This window comes from Aquirufa originis, assembly GCF_042714495.1.
Lineage (GTDB): Bacteria > Bacteroidota > Bacteroidia > Cytophagales > Spirosomataceae > Aquirufa > Aquirufa originis.
This window is the reverse complement of record NZ_JBBKXY010000003.1, coordinates 564,178-581,448: the sequence shown is the minus strand read 5'-3', so window position 1 is coordinate 581,448 and position 17,271 is coordinate 564,178. Positions and strand designations below refer to the sequence as shown.

Genomic DNA, 17,271 nt, shown 5'->3' with positions numbered 1-17,271 from the left:
CACAAAGTTACACGAAATAATTCCCTTTTTGACTACCTTTGTCAATATGTTCATCGAGGCCAAAAATCTTTCTAAAAACTACGGAAAACAATCCGCTGTTCAGGATCTAAACTTCCGTTTAGAGCAGGGCCAAATCGTGGGCTTTCTAGGACCCAATGGAGCAGGAAAATCGACGACTTTGAAAATGTTATTGGGACTTATTTCTCCCTCCGAAGGCTCTGTACTGATAGATGGTAAAAATCCGCAAGACCAAGCCATTGAACTTAAAAAACAGATCGGTTATCTAGCCGAAAACAATCCGCTCTACCCTGAGATGTATGTTCGGGAGTTTTTGGCCTTCATCGGAAACATCCATCAACTCCAAAATTTAGACAAGCGAGTTCAAGAAGTCATCGAGTGGGTGGGCCTTCAAACGGAGGCACACAAGAAAATACAGGAACTCTCTAAAGGGTATCAACAGCGTGTGGGAATTGCACTAGCCATTATTCACGATCCGAAAATTTTGATTTTGGATGAACCCACGAGTGGCCTTGACCCTAACCAACGGGATGAAATCAGGGACTTGATCAAAAGCCTTCAAAAAGATCGCATCATTTTATTCTCTAGCCACATACTATCCGAAGTGGAAGCCATATGTGACCGCGTCTTGCTGATACACCAAGGGAAACTGGCTAGCGATAGCCCAATGAATGAAATAAAAGATCTAGAGAAGTTCTTTAAAGAGAAGACAAGTTGAACGAATCTGCATCTAAGTGTGCAGGAAATTTAGCTCTAAATTCGGCTAATTCAGTTGCCGATAATTCACTTGTCAAGATTTGATCCTCCGCTTGCAAATCCAATTGTAATCCGCCTTTAAAATCCACAAGCAAGGAATCTCCCGCATAGGACAAGTTATTCGCATCAGTCCCTACGCGATTCACTCCCACTACATAGGCTATATTTTCAATTGCACGCGCCTGCAATAAGGTTCTCCAAGCATTAGCGCGCGGTGCAGGCCAATTCGCTACATAAATGGCCGCATCGTAAGCCATCCCTACATTGCGCGACCAGACAGGGAAACGAAGATCGTAACAAATAAACAAGGCTACGTTCCAACCCTTGTAGGAAACAATTACCTGCTCGTCACCTGATTGATAAAACTCGTGTTCTAAGCCCATTCGGAACAAATGACGCTTGTCATAAGAGGTGAAAGACCCATCAGGGTGAACGGCATAAAGCCGATTAAAGAAAGCGTTTTGTTGTTTTACTTTGAGGGAACCTACGACTAAAGCCCCCAAGCGATTGGCTTGAATCTGCATCCACTGAAGAGCAGAACCTCTACCTATTTCTGCGCCAGTAGGAGACATAGAAAAACCTGTGGCAAACATTTCAGGCAATACGATTACGTCCGTTAGGCCCGCTAATACCGCGAGTTTTTCCTCTAATTGAGCACAATTAGCTGAAGGATCTTCCCAAACTAAATCGGTTTGAACTAAGCTTACCCGTAGATTCGCCATATTTGCCGGAGTTTATTTGGCAATATAAGAATAATAGATTTTCAAACGAGCTTTCAATGCTTGCAATGGCACAAAACGTGTACTTTCGTTTATGATTCTCGTATTTCCAGCCGAATTCGAAGTCAACGCCGGGGTAATTAACCAGCCTGTATTCGCCTGCTTACCTACTAATAGCGACTGAATCGCTGTTGTTACATTGAAGGTATAGGTTTTAGAACCTGGCTCAATCGCAGCCGTTAAAACCGTAGAACCACCCTCAGAAAGCAAATACTTCAAACCATAGCTGTTGCGCAATGTACGATTCGTGGAGTTCGTCTCTACGATGGATAACTGACCTATGGTTTGTTGTAAATCGATATTGTCTGCCGCAGTCAAGACTAACTCAGCCTTATTTACCGCTACATTGCGATTACCTTTTAAGTTCAATAGATACGGAAATTCCACCTTTGTTGCAACACCTGTTCCCGCCTGAATATAGGTCAAACCACTTGTAGCGACAGAAGAAACACTATTTCCTGGATTTTGGAGAGCAGCTAAAGCCCCTGATTTAGTGGATTTTATTTGGTTAAAACGTGCCAATAATTCAGGATAAAGAGAATTCGATAAGCTGAAATAATAATCCATGTAATACTTAGTCGTATCTCCTGGATTATGGAAGTGCAAGGTCATACGAGAATAACCCGGGTTAAAACCAATCATAGCACCTGCTGTAGAGGCAGTTGATTTAAACAACATACCCGGGAAATAATCTCTAAATCCCTTACTACCCGCGGCTACTGTCGCGTCAGCATATTTACTCAATAATTCACGACCGAAGGTATCAGACATGCGGAAACGAAGCGTATCGAATCGAATCGAATCGCCATTCATCGCTTTTGTACGAATAGGACGCGGAGCAAAAGTATGTCTACCTAAAAGCGTCGCATCGTTGCGGACAGACGAATTAGCAAAATAATCGGTTCCCCTGTTTAAACTATCCAACAAACGATACACACTCATGGTTTGTGTTTTCGTCGTATCCCCTTGGTAATTCGCATAAGCTAAACGAAGGGTTAAGGAGTCGTAAACGGACGTACTCTTCGCAAACAACGTATCAATGTTAGACACCTGAGTGAAAAAAGCAGATTCCGCCAAACCTAACACAGGGTGGTTAAAATTACCCAATAAAAGGCTATTAGGCGAACCTGTGTAGATTGAGTCAATCAGAACGGTCGACGATTTTATCGTGATCGTATCTGAATAATTCAAACCCACTTCCACACTAAACAAATCGTCGCCAATTTCTTTAGGTGTATCACAGGATGCAAGGAATAAGGAAAGAATTCCTACCCATTTAATTGCCGGACATTTCCAAGTACGTTTTTTCGAAGAAATCGAGGTCATTATCGGCAATGTTTTGAGAGGTTTTATGTTGATATTCATCAATAATCGATTGAATACGGCTATTATCCGCATTTTCTAAAGAAACTATTTTGTCTGCATACTCCGCACCTATCTTAATAAATGCTTCGTAATTTCCTCCGGCTAAGCTACCTAAATGAGCTTCGTCCAAATCTCCGATCTTCACTTTTTCGATCAAATCGTCTGATTCAAACGTGAAATCGAAGGCAGAATTGTGTGGAGAGAAAATAGTTTTCGAATCCTTGTAAATCGGGTGATTTTGGTAATGTGTCGAAATATACAAAGGCACTAAACTAGACATCCAGTCATTACAGTGAATGACATCTGGAGCCCAACCTAACTTCACAACCGTCTCTAACGCTCCTTTGCAGAAGAAAATAGCACGCTCGTGATTGTCTGGGTAAAATGCGCCTTCCTTATCAGTTAACACATATTTACGTTGGTAATAATCTTCGTTATCGATGAAGTATACTTGTAATTTCGCAGCCGGAATGCTCGCTACTTTAATGGTCAAAGGCTTTTCTTCCTCACCCATTGGAATGGTAATACCTGAAAGACGAACCACTTCGTGCAATCGGTTTTTACGCTCATTGATCGAACCGAATCTTGGCACTAAAATTCGAATTTCCATCCCTCTCTCCTGCATTGCTGTAGGAAGAGCGCGTACGAAATCAGCAATTTTAGACGTGTTTTGAAAAGGATCTACCTCACTTGAAACGTAAAGAATACGTAATTTGGCCATTCTAAATTGATTACTAGGGGCAAATTACCCCAAAAAACATTACAAAAATACAAAAAAATAATCGGATTATCACCATCATTATACAATGAAAGGTCTTTAATTTGCCATCTGATTAAAGAACCAAATGCTAAAATCAATCCTAAAATACCTTATATCAAGTTTATTGGCAGCAGGCCTATTGTATTGGGCTTTTTCCAAAAGCCAATTGCATTGGAATGACATCCTAACTGCTTTCCAGCAAGCCGACTACAATTGGGTGGCCGTTTCCGTCGTCATTGCGATCCTGTCGCATCTCTTGCGTGCGCTACGTTGGGAGCAACTTTTGGGGGCGATGAACTATGAGCCAGGAACCGTACGCACCTTTTCGGCGGTATTAATCGGTTATTTCGCAAGTTTTCTGGTACCTCGCTTAGGCGAAATTTCACGCTGTGGATCATTGAAAAAGACGGCAGATATTCCCATTGAGGAATCTTTTGGCACGGTTATCACTGAACGAATCGTGGATTTAATAAGCCTAATTGTGCTCGTAGGCATCACCTTTGTGTTCGAATGGGAACCCTTGCAAAAGAGTCTTTTCCCTACCTTGCATCTACCTTCAGGTACATTAATCATTACGGCATCTATTTTGGGCTTAATCGGCTTAGGCGTTTTATGGAAGTTTAAAGATTTTCTCCAAAGCCTAGGCGCCGAATCGAAAGTGGGCAAAATGATCCTCGGATGGGTAGCAGGAATCGGAAGCATTCGCCACTTAGCTCAACCAGGCAAATTCATCGGCTATAGTGTAGGTATTTGGTTGTGCTATTATTTGAGTACTTATACACTATTTTTAGCCTTTCCTATCAGTGAACACTTAGGCATGAGCGCAGCGCTCACCGTTTTAGTGATGGGCACTTTTGGGATGGCCACACCTACCCAAGGAGGCATCGGAGCTTACCACAGCTTAGTGGCCTCAGCCTTTGTATTCTATTCACTGACCTATAAAGACGGCTTTATGTTAGCCACCTTTTTCCACGGAACTCAAATGATCACCCTGTTGTTATTGGGTGGATTTAGTTTTATTTTAACCTTATTTTTACCCAAAATTAGCTCACGTGTCGAACAGAACTGAACATAAAATTGTCACTTTGGCCCAGGGAATCGAACTCCGTAAGCAATGGAAAGCGAACGGAGATAAAGTCGTTTTCACGAACGGATGTTTCGATATTTTGCATTTAGGCCATGTGGATTATTTAGAGAAATCCAGCGAATTTGGCACTAAAATGATCGTTGCCGTTAACTCAGATGCTTCGGTTCGCACCCTAGAGAAAGGAGTCGAAAGACCGGTGAATGCGGAGTATGCTCGGGCACGCCTGATCGCTGCGTTGGGTTTTGTTTCGATGGTCATCATTTTTGGGGAACCCACGCCTTTAGAACTCATTCAATCCCTTAGCCCAGACGTTCTCGTAAAGGGTGACGATTACACGATTGAGACGATTGTGGGGGCCAAAGAAGTAATAGCAGCCGGCGGATCAGTAAAAACGATCGCGCTTGTGCCAGATTATTCTACTACTAAAATCATTCAAAAACTTAAACAATAAAACCATGTATTTCATTGCCATCCTTTTCGGAGTCGCAGGTATGCTTATCTCTTGGCGACTAAAATCCAAATTCAAAACCTATTCACAAACCCCCATCCTGAGCAACCTATCTGGCCACGAAATTGCTGAGCGTATGCTAGCAGATCATGGCATCACGGATGTTCGGGTTATTTCAGTGGAAGGACAACTAACCGACCATTATAATCCTGCTGACAAAACAGTCAACTTAAGTGCAGATGTATATCACGGCCGTAACGCAGCAGCCGCTGCTGTTTCAGCGCACGAATGTGGCCACGCGGTTCAACACGCTAGAGCTTACGCCTTCTTGCAATTCCGCAGCGCCATGGTTCCCATGCTGAGCATTGCAAATGGCTTTATGCCCATCCTATTAATGATCGGAATGATGGTTTTGTATTCGACCGGGAATAGCACACTGCTAGCTGTTGGAGTGGCCTTATTTGCCATGGCTACCTTGTTTAGCTTTGTCACGCTACCGGTAGAATTTGATGCTTCCAATAGAGCGTTGAATTGGATCAAAGAAAAAGGAATCGTAACGCCTACAGAATACGCAATGTCAAAAGATGCACTTTGGTGGGCTGCTATGACCTATGTTGTGGCCGCGCTCGGTATGTTAGCGCAGTTGCTGTATTATTTGAATTTGTTGGGTGGGAGAAGAAATGATTAGAGTAGAGATTATAGAGTAGAGAGTAGAGATATGGTAACAAAAAAGGGAGCAAATGCTCCCTTTTTTGTTAAAGTCTGGAGGAAAAGGGTCCGAAGTAAAACCATCCATGCTCTATACTCTCTACTCTATTATCTATTATCTACGTTCAATTTCGAACGTCTATAACTATACCCAAAATAAATCACCACCCCCGCCAAGCACCAGTACATAAAACGTTCCCAGTTCGTGGAGCCCATTTGAGTCATCAGATACAAGTTGACTAATAAACCTAACACAGGGATTAAAGACAACTTCTTCGTCACGCTGAAGAAGGCCATCACAGACCAGATGATGAAAAACCCGAACATAATAAAGTGATCCGCCTTTGCTTCACCAGTATACAATCCTTGTAACCATTCTCCCAGATTAACTCCGGAATACGAAATAAGCCCAAGCGCTAAAATCAGTGATAAACCTACATAATAACTTGAGTTTATGTAAGGAATCTTGAATTTAGATTTCTTTTGATTCTCTGGATCAAGATCTAACACTAAAACACCACCACAAACTAATACGAATGCGAACAGCGTTCCGATACTACTTAAATTGATCACCTCTTCTAGGTTTGCAAACAAGGCAGGCACACCTACTAAAACGCCCGTCATAATCGTGGAGAACGATGGGGTACGGTATTTGGGGTGAATACGTGAGAAGGCTTTTGGCAATAAACCATCACGGGACATCGTCATCCAAATACGTGGCTGACCTAATTGATAGACTAGTAGTGCCGAAGTCAAGGCAATTACGGCACTTGCGGCTACAATGCCAGCTACTCCGTTTAAGCCTACTTGCATGAACATATAGGCCAAAGGATCCTCAATCCCCGCTAAATTTTCAGATGGCACGATACCCGTTAAAACCAAGGTAACTAAAACGTAAAGAACCGTACAGATGATCAAGGCATACATCATCGCTTTGGGAATATCCCGCTGCGGATTCTTGCACTCTTCTGCGGTGGTAGAAATGGAGTCAAACCCGATATAGGCAAAACAAACGGCCGCCACACTTTTCAGCACGCCAGAAATTCCATTCGGTGCAAATGGCGTCCAGTTCTCTACCTGTACATAAAAAGCACCCACTCCTACTACGATCATAATGACCAATAGCTTCAAAATCACCAGAATATTGTTCGTGTTTTTTGACTCCTTAATTCCAATATAGACCAAATAGGTAATCGCTACCGTGATCAAAAGTGCCGGAATATTAGCCACAAAATGCCAGCCGAAAATGGTGGGAGCCGATTGGTAGGCGGTAAAACCTTCGCGCAGGTTAACAGATAAAGCTTCAAATTTCTCACCACTAGCTAGTGCGGAGGTGGTTTCGGTGAAGGCTCTTTTGGCAGATAGATAATCCATCGTCATAAACTCTGGCACGTGAACACCTAATCCTTCTAGCAAATCCACAAAGTATTTTGACCACGAAATGGCCACAGCGACGTTCGAAATGGCATATTCTAAAAGCAAATTCCAACCCAAAATCCAGGCAACAATCTCACCCAAACTCGTATAAGCATACGTATAAGCACTACCAGAAATAGGAACGGTAGCTGCAAAACGGGCATAACAGAAGGCCGTAAACATACAGGCCATTGCCGTAAACACGAACAACATCGATACCGCTGGACCGCCATTCGCAGAAGCCTGACCGATCGCTGAGAAGATACTTGCACCGATGATTGCCGCCACACCCATAAAGGTCAAATCGCGCACTCCCAGATTTCGATCCATCGAGTTCCCCTCAATGCTTTCAATTTCTAATTGATCTGAAATAATTTTATCGATGGATTTCTTACGAAAAAAACTTGACCACATACGGTATTGGATTGTTAATGAAGTGACAAAAATACATCTTTCTGAAAGAAATTCTAATTTGATTGATTTCGATTACCTTTGCACTATGTCTGTCGCCGTCGTTATTTTAAATTACAATGGTCGGAAATTCTTATCCGACTTTTTGCCTATCGTCCTTGAGAATACCCAGGATGCGGCGATTTATGTAGCAGACAATGGCTCATCAGACGATTCTTTGGCCTTATTAGCCTCTAATTTCCCCAGCGTTTCCGTCCTTTCTTGGGCTGAAAATCTCGGCTATGCGGGCGGCTATAATTTTGCATTGGGCCAAATAAAAGCGGACTATTTCGTGCTGATGAATTCTGATATTGCGCCACGCAAGAATTGGTTACAACCTTTAGTGGCCTATTTCGAAGCCAATCCTTTAGTTGCCGCGGCACAGCCATTTCTTCTAGACTATCAAAAGCCGGAGTATTTTGAATACGCAGGAGCCGCGGGTGGATTTTGGGATTCCTATGGTTACCCTTTCTGCCGTGGGCGCCTATTCGATACGCTTGAGAAAAACGAAGGACAATACAAAACATCCAGCGTAAACTGGGCCTCTGGTGCTTGTTTGATGGTTCGCGCAGAAATTTTCCACAAAGTGGGTGGGCTAGATGCCTATTTATTTGCCCATATGGAAGAGATAGACCTTTGCTGGCGCATGCAAAGAGCAGGATATGCTATCGCAGCCGTGGCTGAAAGTGAAGTATTACACGTAGGTGGCGGGACCTTAAACAAAGAAAATCCTTTCAAAACGTATCTGAATTTCCGCAACAACTTAATTTTACTCTATAAAAATCTGGAGCCTTCTAAACGCTTCTCGACTATTTTCGTACGAATGATTTTGGATGGAATCGCGGGTATGAAATTTCTGACAGAAGGAAAGCTAGGCTCCTTTTTAGCCATATTAAAGGCCCATTATGGCTTTTATCGCTATTTATTCTTCGAAACCAAATCGTCCTCTGTTCAGAAAAACTGGATCAACAGTTATACCGGAAACATTCTAGTAGACTATTTCCTTCGAGGCAAAAAGAAATTCAATCAAATCAAATTTTAGATATCCCAGACACTTGGGTTATTTCTTTGACGTAAATAGCGACGGATATTCATCCAAAAAGCTAATATCAAATAAATAATCACCGGGGATCCCATCGTGATAAACGAGGTGTAGATAAAGTACAATCGAATGCTACTCGTGGAAATATTTAACTTCTCTCCTAAGCGAGTACACACGCCAAATGCCTGATTCTCAACAAAAAATTTAAGCTTTTCCATAGGTTACTGATTGAACAAACAAATTTAGTCAATTTTAAATGCAAATGCCGACAAATAAAAATAGTTATATATTTTATTGTAATAATATAAATATAATTTAAAATAATCGAATTATTATTTTAAAAGTCTTGCATACAATTGTTTTTTTTCTACATTTGAGAGCTTGAAAGACTTTCGTCTGGATGGCATTAATATTTTTAACATTTTTTTTATGCAAACTGGTAAAGTAAAATTTTTCAACGAGACGAAAGGTTTCGGATTCATCGTTGACGATCAAACAGGTGAAGACATTTTCGTACACGTAACTGGCCTTTCAGGTGTTACTATCCGCGAAAATGATTCAGTATCTTATGAAGTTACTGATGGAAAGCGTGGCGCAAACGCAATCAACGTAAAGAAAATCTAATTTTTCTTTAGTTTTTTTGATTAGAGAAAATCTTTATTTACAATATATATTTAGGCTTGACCTACAAAAATTGCAACATTGATCTCTAGTTAAAGAGAAATAAAAAAAGCCTTCTTAACGGAAGGCTTTTTTTATGCATATAAGTGAAGCGATTATCCTTGAATCCAAGCCGTCACTTCGTCCTTCGTCGGCATCGCCGCATCAATCTTCAATTTCTTACGCATTCCACCTAAGTCATTAAATACTTTGTTCGGGTTTGCAGCATCCAAGGCTTCTAATGTTAAGATTCCCATCTTTTGTAAGGCAGGGATCCATACTTCAGAAATACCTCTTTCAGCAAATGCAGATTCAGAATCAACTTCCTTGATAACCTCTGCCCGCATTTGAGGGAAGAACAATACTTCTTGAATGGAGGATTGATTCGTCATCAACATCGTTAAGCGGTCAATACCAATACCAATACCAGAGGTTGGAGGCATCGCATATTCAAGTGAACGAATGAAATCGTGATCCATCGCCATCGCCTCGTCGTCTCCGCGCTCCGCCAAGGCTAATTGATCTTCGAAACGTTCTTTTTGATCGATTGGATCATTTAATTCAGAGTAAGCATTCGCAATTTCTTTTCCATTCACGAATAACTCGAAACGCTCTACTAAACCTTCTTTCGAACGGTGCTTCTTAGTTAGAGGTGACATCTCTACCGGATAATCGGTGATAAAGGTAGGCTGAATCAAATTCGCTTCTACTTTCTCACCGAATAACTCGTCGATTAATTTCCCTTTGCCCATCCCTTTATCTACTTCCATTCCGAACTCCACACACTTCGCGCGCAATTCATCTTCTGACAAGGCATCTACATCTACTCCAGAATACTGTAAAATAGCACCCGAGATAGTTAAACGAGGATAAGGCCCTGCAAATTCGATTTCGTTCTCCCCTACCGCGATTTTAGTTTTTCCGTGTAAACGAGAGGCAACCGTTTCGAAGATTAACTCCGTCAGGTTCATCATCCAGTTATAATCCTTGTAGGCAACATAGAATTCCAATGAGGTAAATTCTGGATTGTGCGTGCGGTCCATTCCTTCATTACGGAACATTTTACCGAACTCATAAACGCCATCAAATCCACCTACGATTAGGCGCTTCAGATATAATTCATTTGCGATACGCAAATAAAGAGGCATATCTAAGGTATTGTGGTGGGTCTTGAACGGACGAGCCGAAGCTCCGCCGTGTACCGCTTGCAATACCGGTGTTTCCACCTCTAACCAACCACGTTCGTCAAACATCGCACGCATCGTCGAGATGATCTTCGCACGCTTGATGAAGATGTCTTTTACGGATGGGTTAACGATTAAATCAACGTAACGCTGTCTGTAACGCATTTCTGGATCAGAAAAGGCGTCGTAGGTTTGGCCATCTGCTTCTTTAACGACAGGAAGTGGCTTTAGGGCTTTGGAGAGAATCGTAAACTCACGTACGTGAACGGAAATTTCTCCCATCTGCGTCGTGAAAACATATCCTTTTACACCGATGATGTCACCGATGTCTAGTAACTTTTTAAATACCGTATTGTACAAGGTTTTATCCTCGCCCGGACAAAGATCGTCGCGGCGGAAGTACAACTGAATACGGCCATTCGCGTCCTGAAGTTCGGCAAAAGAGGCATTTCCCATGATACGGAAGCCCATTAAGCGACCTGCTAATACCACGTCTTGGTAGTTGCCAGACTCCGGTTTAAATTCTGCCAAAATCTGATCAGAATAAACATTCACCGGGTATTCCTGTGCAGGATAAGGATCAATTCCCATCGCCAATAATTCTTGGCGCTTTTGTCTCCTCAATAATTCTTGCTCACTTAAAATCATTTGAACGTGTTTTTACGAATGAACCACAAAATTAGCCATTTCCTTTGGGATTTAAAACTCTTAAAACTTGTTAATGAGGTTGTGCGAGGCGAATTTTCATTTAAATTCGCAGCAGTAATTTTTAATTTAAATCGAAAAAATAAAAATGAATAATCAGCTTAAGTCGTATGCAATCATTGCATTAATGTCCAGTGGAGTCACCTTAGGTGCCTATTCTCTTTTTAATTTAGGAAACTCATCCGGATTCTCGGATGCACCCTCCGCTTTCACTACTTCCGTATCTAATCCAAATTTACCCGGCAATCCTGGGGAATTCACCTATGCTGCCGAGAAAACTACTCCAGCGGTAGTTCATATTAAGACGAAAATGGAAGTTCGCCAAAGACAACAGTCTTCGAGCCTTTTCGATGATTTCTTCGGATTTGGAGATCCATTCGGAGGTGGCGGTGGCCGTAGACAACAGCAACAACCACAAGAAGCGTCTGGTTCAGGTGTAATCATCTCAGCAGACGGCTATATTGTTACTAATAATCACGTAGTGGCTGAAGCATCTGAAGTAACCGTTATCTTAAATGATAAGCGTGAATACAAGGCCAAAGTCATTTCAACGGATCCATCCTCGGATTTAGCGGTCATTCAAATCAAGGAAACGAATTTACCTTTCTTGACTTTTGGCGATTCAGACGCCCTTCGCGTGGGCGAATGGGTATTAGCCGTGGGAAATCCCTTTAATTTAGAGTCAACGGTTACAGCAGGTATTGTTTCTGCCAAAGGTCGCCAGAACATCATCGACCGCGATTCTCCAGATGTTAATCCATTAGAGTCCTTCATCCAAACGGATGCGGCGGTTAACCCAGGAAACTCAGGGGGAGCTTTGGTGAACTTAAAAGGAGAATTAATCGGTATCAACACCGCGATTTACTCTCGTACAGGTCAATTTGCAGGTTATTCTTTCGCCGTTCCTGTGAGCATCGTAAAGAAAGTGTCAGGTGACTTAATCAAATATGGTAACGTTCAACGCGGTTTCTTAGGAGTTCAAATTTCGGAAGTGAATGCCAAATTAGCGGACGAAAAAGACCTTAAAACAAGTGCTGGCGTGTACGTGGGTGGTTTCTCTGAAAACTCAGCTGCGAAAGATGCAGGTATCAAAATCAACGACGTGATCGTGAAGATCGACGGAGTAGAGACTAAATCATCAGCTAAATTGATGGAAATCGTTAGCCGCAAGCGTCCAGGCGAGGCTATTCAGGTAACGGTTAACCGCGATGGTGCTACGAAAGAATTCAAGGTAACCTTGAAGAACAAAGACGGCAACACCGAAATCGTGAAAGGCGATAATTCTTCTGAATCAGCGAAATCAGAATTCTTAGGCGCTAAGTTTGCGAGCTTGACTCCTGCTGAGATGAAGAAATTCGGCGTAAGCTCAGGTGTAAAGATCGCCGAGGTATTACCGGATGGCCGTCTTGAAATGTACGGACTTGCGAAAGGTTCTGTGATCACTAAGATCAACGATAAGGTAATCAATTCTCCTAAAGAAGCGGTTGAGGCTTTAGAATCTAGAAAAGGCCGCATCAAGCTAGAGGGTGTGGATGTGGATGGATCGAGGTTTATTTATGTGTTGTAGATTATAGATTATAGAGTAGAGAGTATAGATTAAAGCACAAAGAATAAAGCATAGAGGTGGAATCGCCGGTGGCGATACGTTTGTGAAGAATTTTTCACGAATTCATCAGCGAAGCGGATACCGACTTTATTCTTTGTGCTTTATTCTTTCATAAGTAGCGACAACAAAAAAGCCGGAGCTTCTCGCGAAACTCCGGCTTTTTTTATGCTCTAAGAAAATTACTTCTTATAGGTTACTGTCTTCACCGCTTGGATCGTACGCTCAATGCTTGGTAGAATTTCTTCGATCAAGGTAGGTGCGTACGGAAGTGGTAAGTCACGTGAATTCACACGAACCACTGGTGCATCTAAGTAATCAAATGCCCAACGTTGTAAGTGGTAAGCGATCTCCGATGAGATAGCCGATAATGGATTCGCTTCTTCTACTACGACGCAACGATTCGTTTTCTTCACTGATTCTACCACGGTGATATAATCAATCGGACGAACAGAACGTAAGTCGATTACTTCGCAAGAGATTCCTTGCTTCTCTAATTCCTCCACCGCTGGCATCACCACACGAGAAAGCATTTTACCAAAAGTTACGATCGTTACCGCTGAACCCGGTTTTACGATATTCGCTTTGCCGATTGGGATTAAGTATTCGCCTTCTGGTACTAAACCTTTGTCACCATACATCACTTCCGATTCCATGAAGATCACTGGATCGTTATCACGAATTGCTGATTTCATTAAACCTTTCGCATCTGCCGGATTCGAAGGAACGACTACTTTTAAGCCTGGAGTGTTAGCAAACCAGTTCTCGAAGTTAGACGAGTGCTGAGAAGATAATTGGCCAGCATTTCCCGTAGGTCCACGGAAAACAATAGGACAAGAAAATTGCCCACCGGACATAGACATCAATTTAGCAGCAGAGTTAATGATTTGGTCAATCGCTACTAAAGAGAAGTTAAAGGTCATAAATTCAACGATGGGACGAAGGCCATTCGCAGAAGCACCTACGGCAATACCACCAAAACCTAATTCAGCAATCGGCGTATCAATAACGCGTTCTGGACCGAATTCGTCTAACATTCCTTGCGAAACTTTGTAGGCACCGTTGTATTCCGCTACTTCCTCACCCATTAAAAAAACAGATGCATCACGACGCATTTCCTCTGACATCGCCTCACGTAAGGCTTCTCTAAACTGAATTTCTCTCATAAAAAAATGTAAATCTTGTGGGATTAACAAGCGGGTACAAAATTAGGCAAAAAATAGTCCATTTTCACAAAATCATGGTAATTTTGAGGAATCCATTGAAGAAAAAATCCTATGTCAGTAGAAATCGCAGCTATTTCAAATTCTTTGCCGGCTTTTTTAAGCCAAAATACCTATTTGCAAATTGCGGTTCTCGTAGACGAACACACTTCGAAGCATTGCCTTCCTCTCATTCAAGCGTATTTACCCAAGGGCTTTATCAAGATTCAGATTAAGTCTGGAGAGAATAACAAGCATTTAGCTACCTGCGAAAAAGTATGGGAAGCGATGACAAAGGCGAATATGGATCGCCACGGCCTATTGATTAATTTAGGTGGTGGGGTAATTGGAGATTTGGGAGGATTCTGTGCTTCTACTTATAAGCGAGGAATCGACTTTATTCAGATCCCTACGACCTTATTAGCTCAAGTAGATGCAAGTGTGGGTGGAAAATTAGGCGTTGATTTTCAGGGATTGAAGAACCACATTGGGGTATTTAATTTACCAAAAACGGTATTGATTGACCCAACTTTCATACAGACATTACCTGCTGCTCAAAAGCTTTCAGGTTATGCCGAAATAATCAAGCATTGCCTGATTCGTGATGCGGAGAAATGGGAGCAAATTAGCCACACCGATTTCTCGGAGGTAGATTTTGCTAGCCTAATTCAGCATTCTGTTGAAATCAAGAAAGCGGTGGTTGCAGAGGATCCTACTGAGAAAGGATTGCGCAAGATCTTAAACTGGGGACACACCTTAGGCCACGCGGTAGAGACATTCTTATTAGATCAAGGAAAGCGGAAGATTTTGCACGGCGAAGCCATCGCTGTAGGAATGATCATGGAGGCATTTTTAGCCTATCAACGCGGATTAATTAGCGCGGAAGAATTAGGTGATATCGAAGTATACTTGTTCGAGACCTACGGAAAGGTGACGCTGAAGGCATCTGAAATTCCAGCCATTATCGCCTTAACGCTACAGGATAAAAAGAACAAAGGCGGTGAAGTTCGCTTCTCGCTATTAACGGGTATTGGAGATTGCGGCTATGATATACCGGTGAGTAAATCGGAAATGAAAAAGGCGATTGAGTACTATATTGGCTAATTATTCGATTATTACTCGATTACTTGCGGCACCTTGAAATAGGTATCATTGGTGTCAGGACCTAAGGCAAGGGCTTTGGCACGATCTAAAGTCACTTTACCCTCATCCTCGCGGAAATGATTTAAAGCAGATGTCATGTGGACCAAAGGCTCCACAGACGACGTATCCACCGAATTAAGGGCTTCCATCCAGACTAACACCTTGTTAATCGAATCTTGCATCTCCCCTAGCTTGGATTCAGGCATCTCTAATCGAGCCAAATGCGCGACTTTCTTCACATCTTCTTGACTAACCTTCATTTTCTTTCGGTTTTAATTTTTTATCCTCGGGCATGTGCTTGTCCAAAAAGGCGTTTAAACGATCACGATCCAAAGTGGACGTGATAGTCCCTAATGAATCAATATTCATTTCAAATCCCGCTAATTCTGGATGAACGGTGGGTAATTCCTTCTTTTTGTCCTTTTTGGCCATGTTCTTTTATAATGCAGGGAATTCTGCCAAAGCCGTAGACAATCGCTCGATCACCTCCGCTTTACCCCATAATTGCATCGAAATCATTAAATCTGAACCTGCTCCGTTTCCACTCAAGGCCACGCGCAAAATCTGCATCACTTTACCCATCTTAATTCCATTCGCCTCTAATACCTCGTGAATTGCGTGTTTGATGCCTTCTGGCTCCCACGAATCTACACCAGGTAAAGCCTGAGCGATAAATTGCAAACCAGACGCCGCATCAGCATTCCATTTGGAAGCTAAAACAGCTTCATCATAAATCGCTGGACGCGCTTGAAACTCCGCCACTTTCACCGCTAATTCTTGTGGGAACGTAATGCGATCCAAGAACAAAGTTACAAAGGCAAGACCCTGATCAGCTGGTAAGTTAGGCAGATAATCTGCCGCTAAGGCTGCTGGATCCTGTTGCTTAATATATTGCTCATTAAACCATTGGGCTTTTTTTACATCGAACTTCGCACCCGCTTTGTTAATACGTTCTAAAGAGAAGGCATCTGCTAGTTCTGTTAAGCTGAACATCTCTTGCTCAGTCCCTGGATTCCAGCCTAAGAAAGCCAAGAAATTCAAGGTGGCTTCTTTTAGATAACCTTCTTGCTTAAATCCTTTAGAAACCGCACCTGTAGCCGGATCCGTCCATTCCATAGGGAATACGGGGAAACCACCTAAATCCGCGTCTCTTTTGGACAACTTACCATTCCCCTCAGGTTTTAATAAAAGAGGCAAATGGGCAAACTGAGGCGCTTTCCAACCGAAAGCTTGGTACAATAAAATGTGCAATGGTGCTGATGGCAACCATTCTTCACCCCGAATCACGTGGGTAATTTCCATGATGTGATCATCCACCACGTTCGCCAAATGGTAGGTAGGCATCCCGTCCGACTTCATCAAGACTTTGTCATCGATGCTGGACGTGTGCACGTGTACCCAATCGCGAATGCTGTCTTGGAAACGCACCTCCCCTTTCGCTGGAACTTTCAAGCGAATGACGTAAGGTGTTCCGGAAGCGATCAATTCATCCACCTCAGCCGGAGCCAACGCAATCGAATTTTTCAACTTCACACGGGTTAATGAATTGTATTGAAAGGCAGAACCTTGGCTCTCGAAGCTAGCACGCATCGCGTCTAATTCTTCCGAGGTGTCAAAGGCGTAATAGGCTTTGCCATCTGCTAATAATTGATCCGCATAGGCCTTGTAGAGGTCTTTGCGTTCGCTTTGGCGATAAGGTTCATGTGGTCCACCCACGCCTACACCCTCGTCTGGGCTGATGCCTAACCAAGCTAAGCTCTCTAAAATATAGTTTTCCGCACCCGGCACAAAACGCGCCTGGTCGGTATCTTCGATACGTAACAAGAATTTACCCCCCATTTTGCGGGCAAACAGGTAATTATATAAAGCGGTTCTTACCCCTCCGATGTGGAGTGGTCCCGTAGGACTGGGCGCAAAGCGAACACGTACTGAATCAGACATAGTT

At 42.6% G+C, this 17,271-nt stretch carries 18 protein-coding genes; 8 read left to right on the top strand and 10 right to left on the bottom strand.

The window, feature by feature from the left end; genetic code table 11:
- Positions 1 to 28: 28 nt before the first annotated feature.
- Positions 29 to 736 carry an ABC transporter ATP-binding protein gene (locus SKC35_RS10990; protein WP_377979410.1) on the top strand — a complete coding sequence of 236 codons (708 nt, stop codon included), beginning with the start codon at positions 29 to 31 and terminating at the stop codon, positions 734 to 736.
- On the opposite strand, the gene SKC35_RS10985 is transcribed toward SKC35_RS10990, so the two are convergent.
- The 3 genes from SKC35_RS10985 to SKC35_RS10975 are packed head-to-tail and all read right to left on the bottom strand — an operon-like array spanning position 717 to position 3,639.
- On the bottom strand, positions 717 to 1,496 hold the full coding sequence (locus SKC35_RS10985) for an amidohydrolase (RefSeq protein WP_377979409.1): 780 nt from the start codon (positions 1,494 to 1,496) through the stop codon (positions 717 to 719). The two genes, SKC35_RS10990 and SKC35_RS10985, sit on opposite strands and share 20 nt — an antisense overlap.
- A 12-nt stretch (positions 1,497 to 1,508) precedes the next feature.
- Complete coding sequence (locus SKC35_RS10980; protein ID WP_377979408.1) at positions 1,509 to 2,879, bottom strand: DUF4270 family protein; 1,371 nt, start codon at positions 2,877 to 2,879, stop codon at positions 1,509 to 1,511.
- Entirely contained in the window at positions 2,830 to 3,639 is an 810-nt protein-coding gene (locus SKC35_RS10975) for a glycogen/starch synthase (protein WP_377979407.1), read from the bottom strand. Before SKC35_RS10975 ends, SKC35_RS10980 begins: the two co-directional genes overlap by 50 nt.
- A 124-nt stretch (positions 3,640 to 3,763) precedes the next feature.
- Here SKC35_RS10975 and SKC35_RS10970 point away from each other — a divergent pair, with 124 nt between their 5' ends.
- From SKC35_RS10970 to SKC35_RS10960, 3 genes are read left to right on the top strand one after another with little or no spacing between them, the layout of a single operon-like run.
- On the top strand, positions 3,764 to 4,747 hold the full coding sequence (locus SKC35_RS10970) for a lysylphosphatidylglycerol synthase transmembrane domain-containing protein (RefSeq protein ID WP_377979406.1): 984 nt from the start codon (positions 3,764 to 3,766) through the stop codon (positions 4,745 to 4,747).
- A complete protein-coding gene (locus SKC35_RS10965) occupies positions 4,731 to 5,216 on the top strand; it encodes an adenylyltransferase/cytidyltransferase family protein (protein WP_377979405.1) in 486 nt (161 codons plus the stop codon). The genes SKC35_RS10970 and SKC35_RS10965 overlap by 17 nt, the downstream gene beginning before the upstream one ends.
- A gap of 4 nt (positions 5,217 to 5,220) precedes the next feature.
- On the top strand, positions 5,221 to 5,901 hold the full coding sequence (locus SKC35_RS10960) for a zinc metallopeptidase (protein ID WP_377979404.1): 681 nt from the start codon (positions 5,221 to 5,223) through the stop codon (positions 5,899 to 5,901).
- A 128-nt stretch (positions 5,902 to 6,029) separates the two neighbouring features.
- Here SKC35_RS10960 and SKC35_RS10955 read toward each other — a convergent pair whose 3' ends face one another.
- Entirely contained in the window at positions 6,030 to 7,751 is a 1,722-nt protein-coding gene (locus SKC35_RS10955) for an amino acid permease (protein WP_377979403.1), read from the bottom strand.
- A gap of 85 nt (positions 7,752 to 7,836) precedes the next feature.
- On the opposite strand from SKC35_RS10955, the gene SKC35_RS10950 reads away from it, so the two are divergent.
- Complete coding sequence (locus tag SKC35_RS10950; protein WP_377979402.1) at positions 7,837 to 8,829, top strand: glycosyltransferase family 2 protein; 993 nt, start codon at positions 7,837 to 7,839, stop codon at positions 8,827 to 8,829.
- Here the strand turns inward: SKC35_RS10950 and SKC35_RS10945 are convergent.
- Positions 8,826 to 9,047 (bottom strand): PspC domain-containing protein, encoded by a 222-nt coding sequence (locus SKC35_RS10945; protein WP_223131421.1) that lies wholly within the window; start codon positions 9,045 to 9,047, stop codon positions 8,826 to 8,828. The genes SKC35_RS10950 and SKC35_RS10945 overlap by 4 nt on opposite strands.
- Positions 9,048 to 9,258: 211 nt before the next feature.
- Between SKC35_RS10945 and SKC35_RS10940 the strand changes: the two genes are divergently transcribed.
- Positions 9,259 to 9,453: a cold-shock protein gene (locus tag SKC35_RS10940; RefSeq protein ID WP_130895221.1), complete on the top strand. Its 195-nt coding sequence runs from the start codon at positions 9,259 to 9,261 to the stop codon at positions 9,451 to 9,453.
- Between the two features lie 152 nt (positions 9,454 to 9,605).
- On the opposite strand, the gene lysS is transcribed toward SKC35_RS10940, so the two are convergent.
- Positions 9,606 to 11,321, bottom strand: a complete 1,716-nt coding sequence (gene lysS, locus SKC35_RS10935) for a lysine--tRNA ligase (RefSeq protein ID WP_377979401.1) — start codon at positions 11,319 to 11,321, stop codon at positions 9,606 to 9,608.
- Positions 11,322 to 11,466: 145 nt separating this feature from the next.
- Here lysS and SKC35_RS10930 point away from each other — a divergent pair, with 145 nt between their 5' ends.
- A complete protein-coding gene (locus SKC35_RS10930; protein ID WP_377979400.1) occupies positions 11,467 to 12,945 on the top strand; it encodes a Do family serine endopeptidase in 1,479 nt (492 codons plus the stop codon).
- A gap of 218 nt (positions 12,946 to 13,163) precedes the next feature.
- On the opposite strand, the gene SKC35_RS10925 is transcribed toward SKC35_RS10930, so the two are convergent.
- Positions 13,164 to 14,147: a pyruvate dehydrogenase complex E1 component subunit beta gene (locus SKC35_RS10925; protein ID WP_130923015.1), complete on the bottom strand. Its 984-nt coding sequence runs from the start codon at positions 14,145 to 14,147 to the stop codon at positions 13,164 to 13,166.
- 111 nt (positions 14,148 to 14,258) lie between these two features.
- Between SKC35_RS10925 and aroB the strand changes: the two genes are divergently transcribed.
- Positions 14,259 to 15,287 (top strand): 3-dehydroquinate synthase, encoded by a 1,029-nt coding sequence (gene aroB, locus SKC35_RS10920; protein WP_377979399.1) that lies wholly within the window; start codon positions 14,259 to 14,261, stop codon positions 15,285 to 15,287.
- A gap of 11 nt (positions 15,288 to 15,298) precedes the next feature.
- On the opposite strand, the gene gatC is transcribed toward aroB, so the two are convergent.
- Genes gatC through gltX form a run of 3 tightly spaced genes read right to left on the bottom strand, consistent with a single transcriptional unit; the run spans position 15,299 to position 17,267 of the window.
- Positions 15,299 to 15,586, bottom strand: a complete 288-nt coding sequence (gene gatC / locus SKC35_RS10915) for an Asp-tRNA(Asn)/Glu-tRNA(Gln) amidotransferase subunit GatC (RefSeq protein ID WP_377979398.1) — start codon at positions 15,584 to 15,586, stop codon at positions 15,299 to 15,301.
- On the bottom strand, positions 15,576 to 15,758 hold the full coding sequence (locus SKC35_RS10910; protein ID WP_223131415.1) for a hypothetical protein: 183 nt from the start codon (positions 15,756 to 15,758) through the stop codon (positions 15,576 to 15,578). Before SKC35_RS10910 ends, gatC begins: the two co-directional genes overlap by 11 nt.
- A 6-nt stretch (positions 15,759 to 15,764) precedes the next feature.
- Positions 15,765 to 17,267 (bottom strand): glutamate--tRNA ligase, encoded by a 1,503-nt coding sequence (gene gltX / locus SKC35_RS10905; RefSeq protein ID WP_377979397.1) that lies wholly within the window; start codon positions 17,265 to 17,267, stop codon positions 15,765 to 15,767.
- Positions 17,268 to 17,271 lie beyond the last annotated feature (4 nt).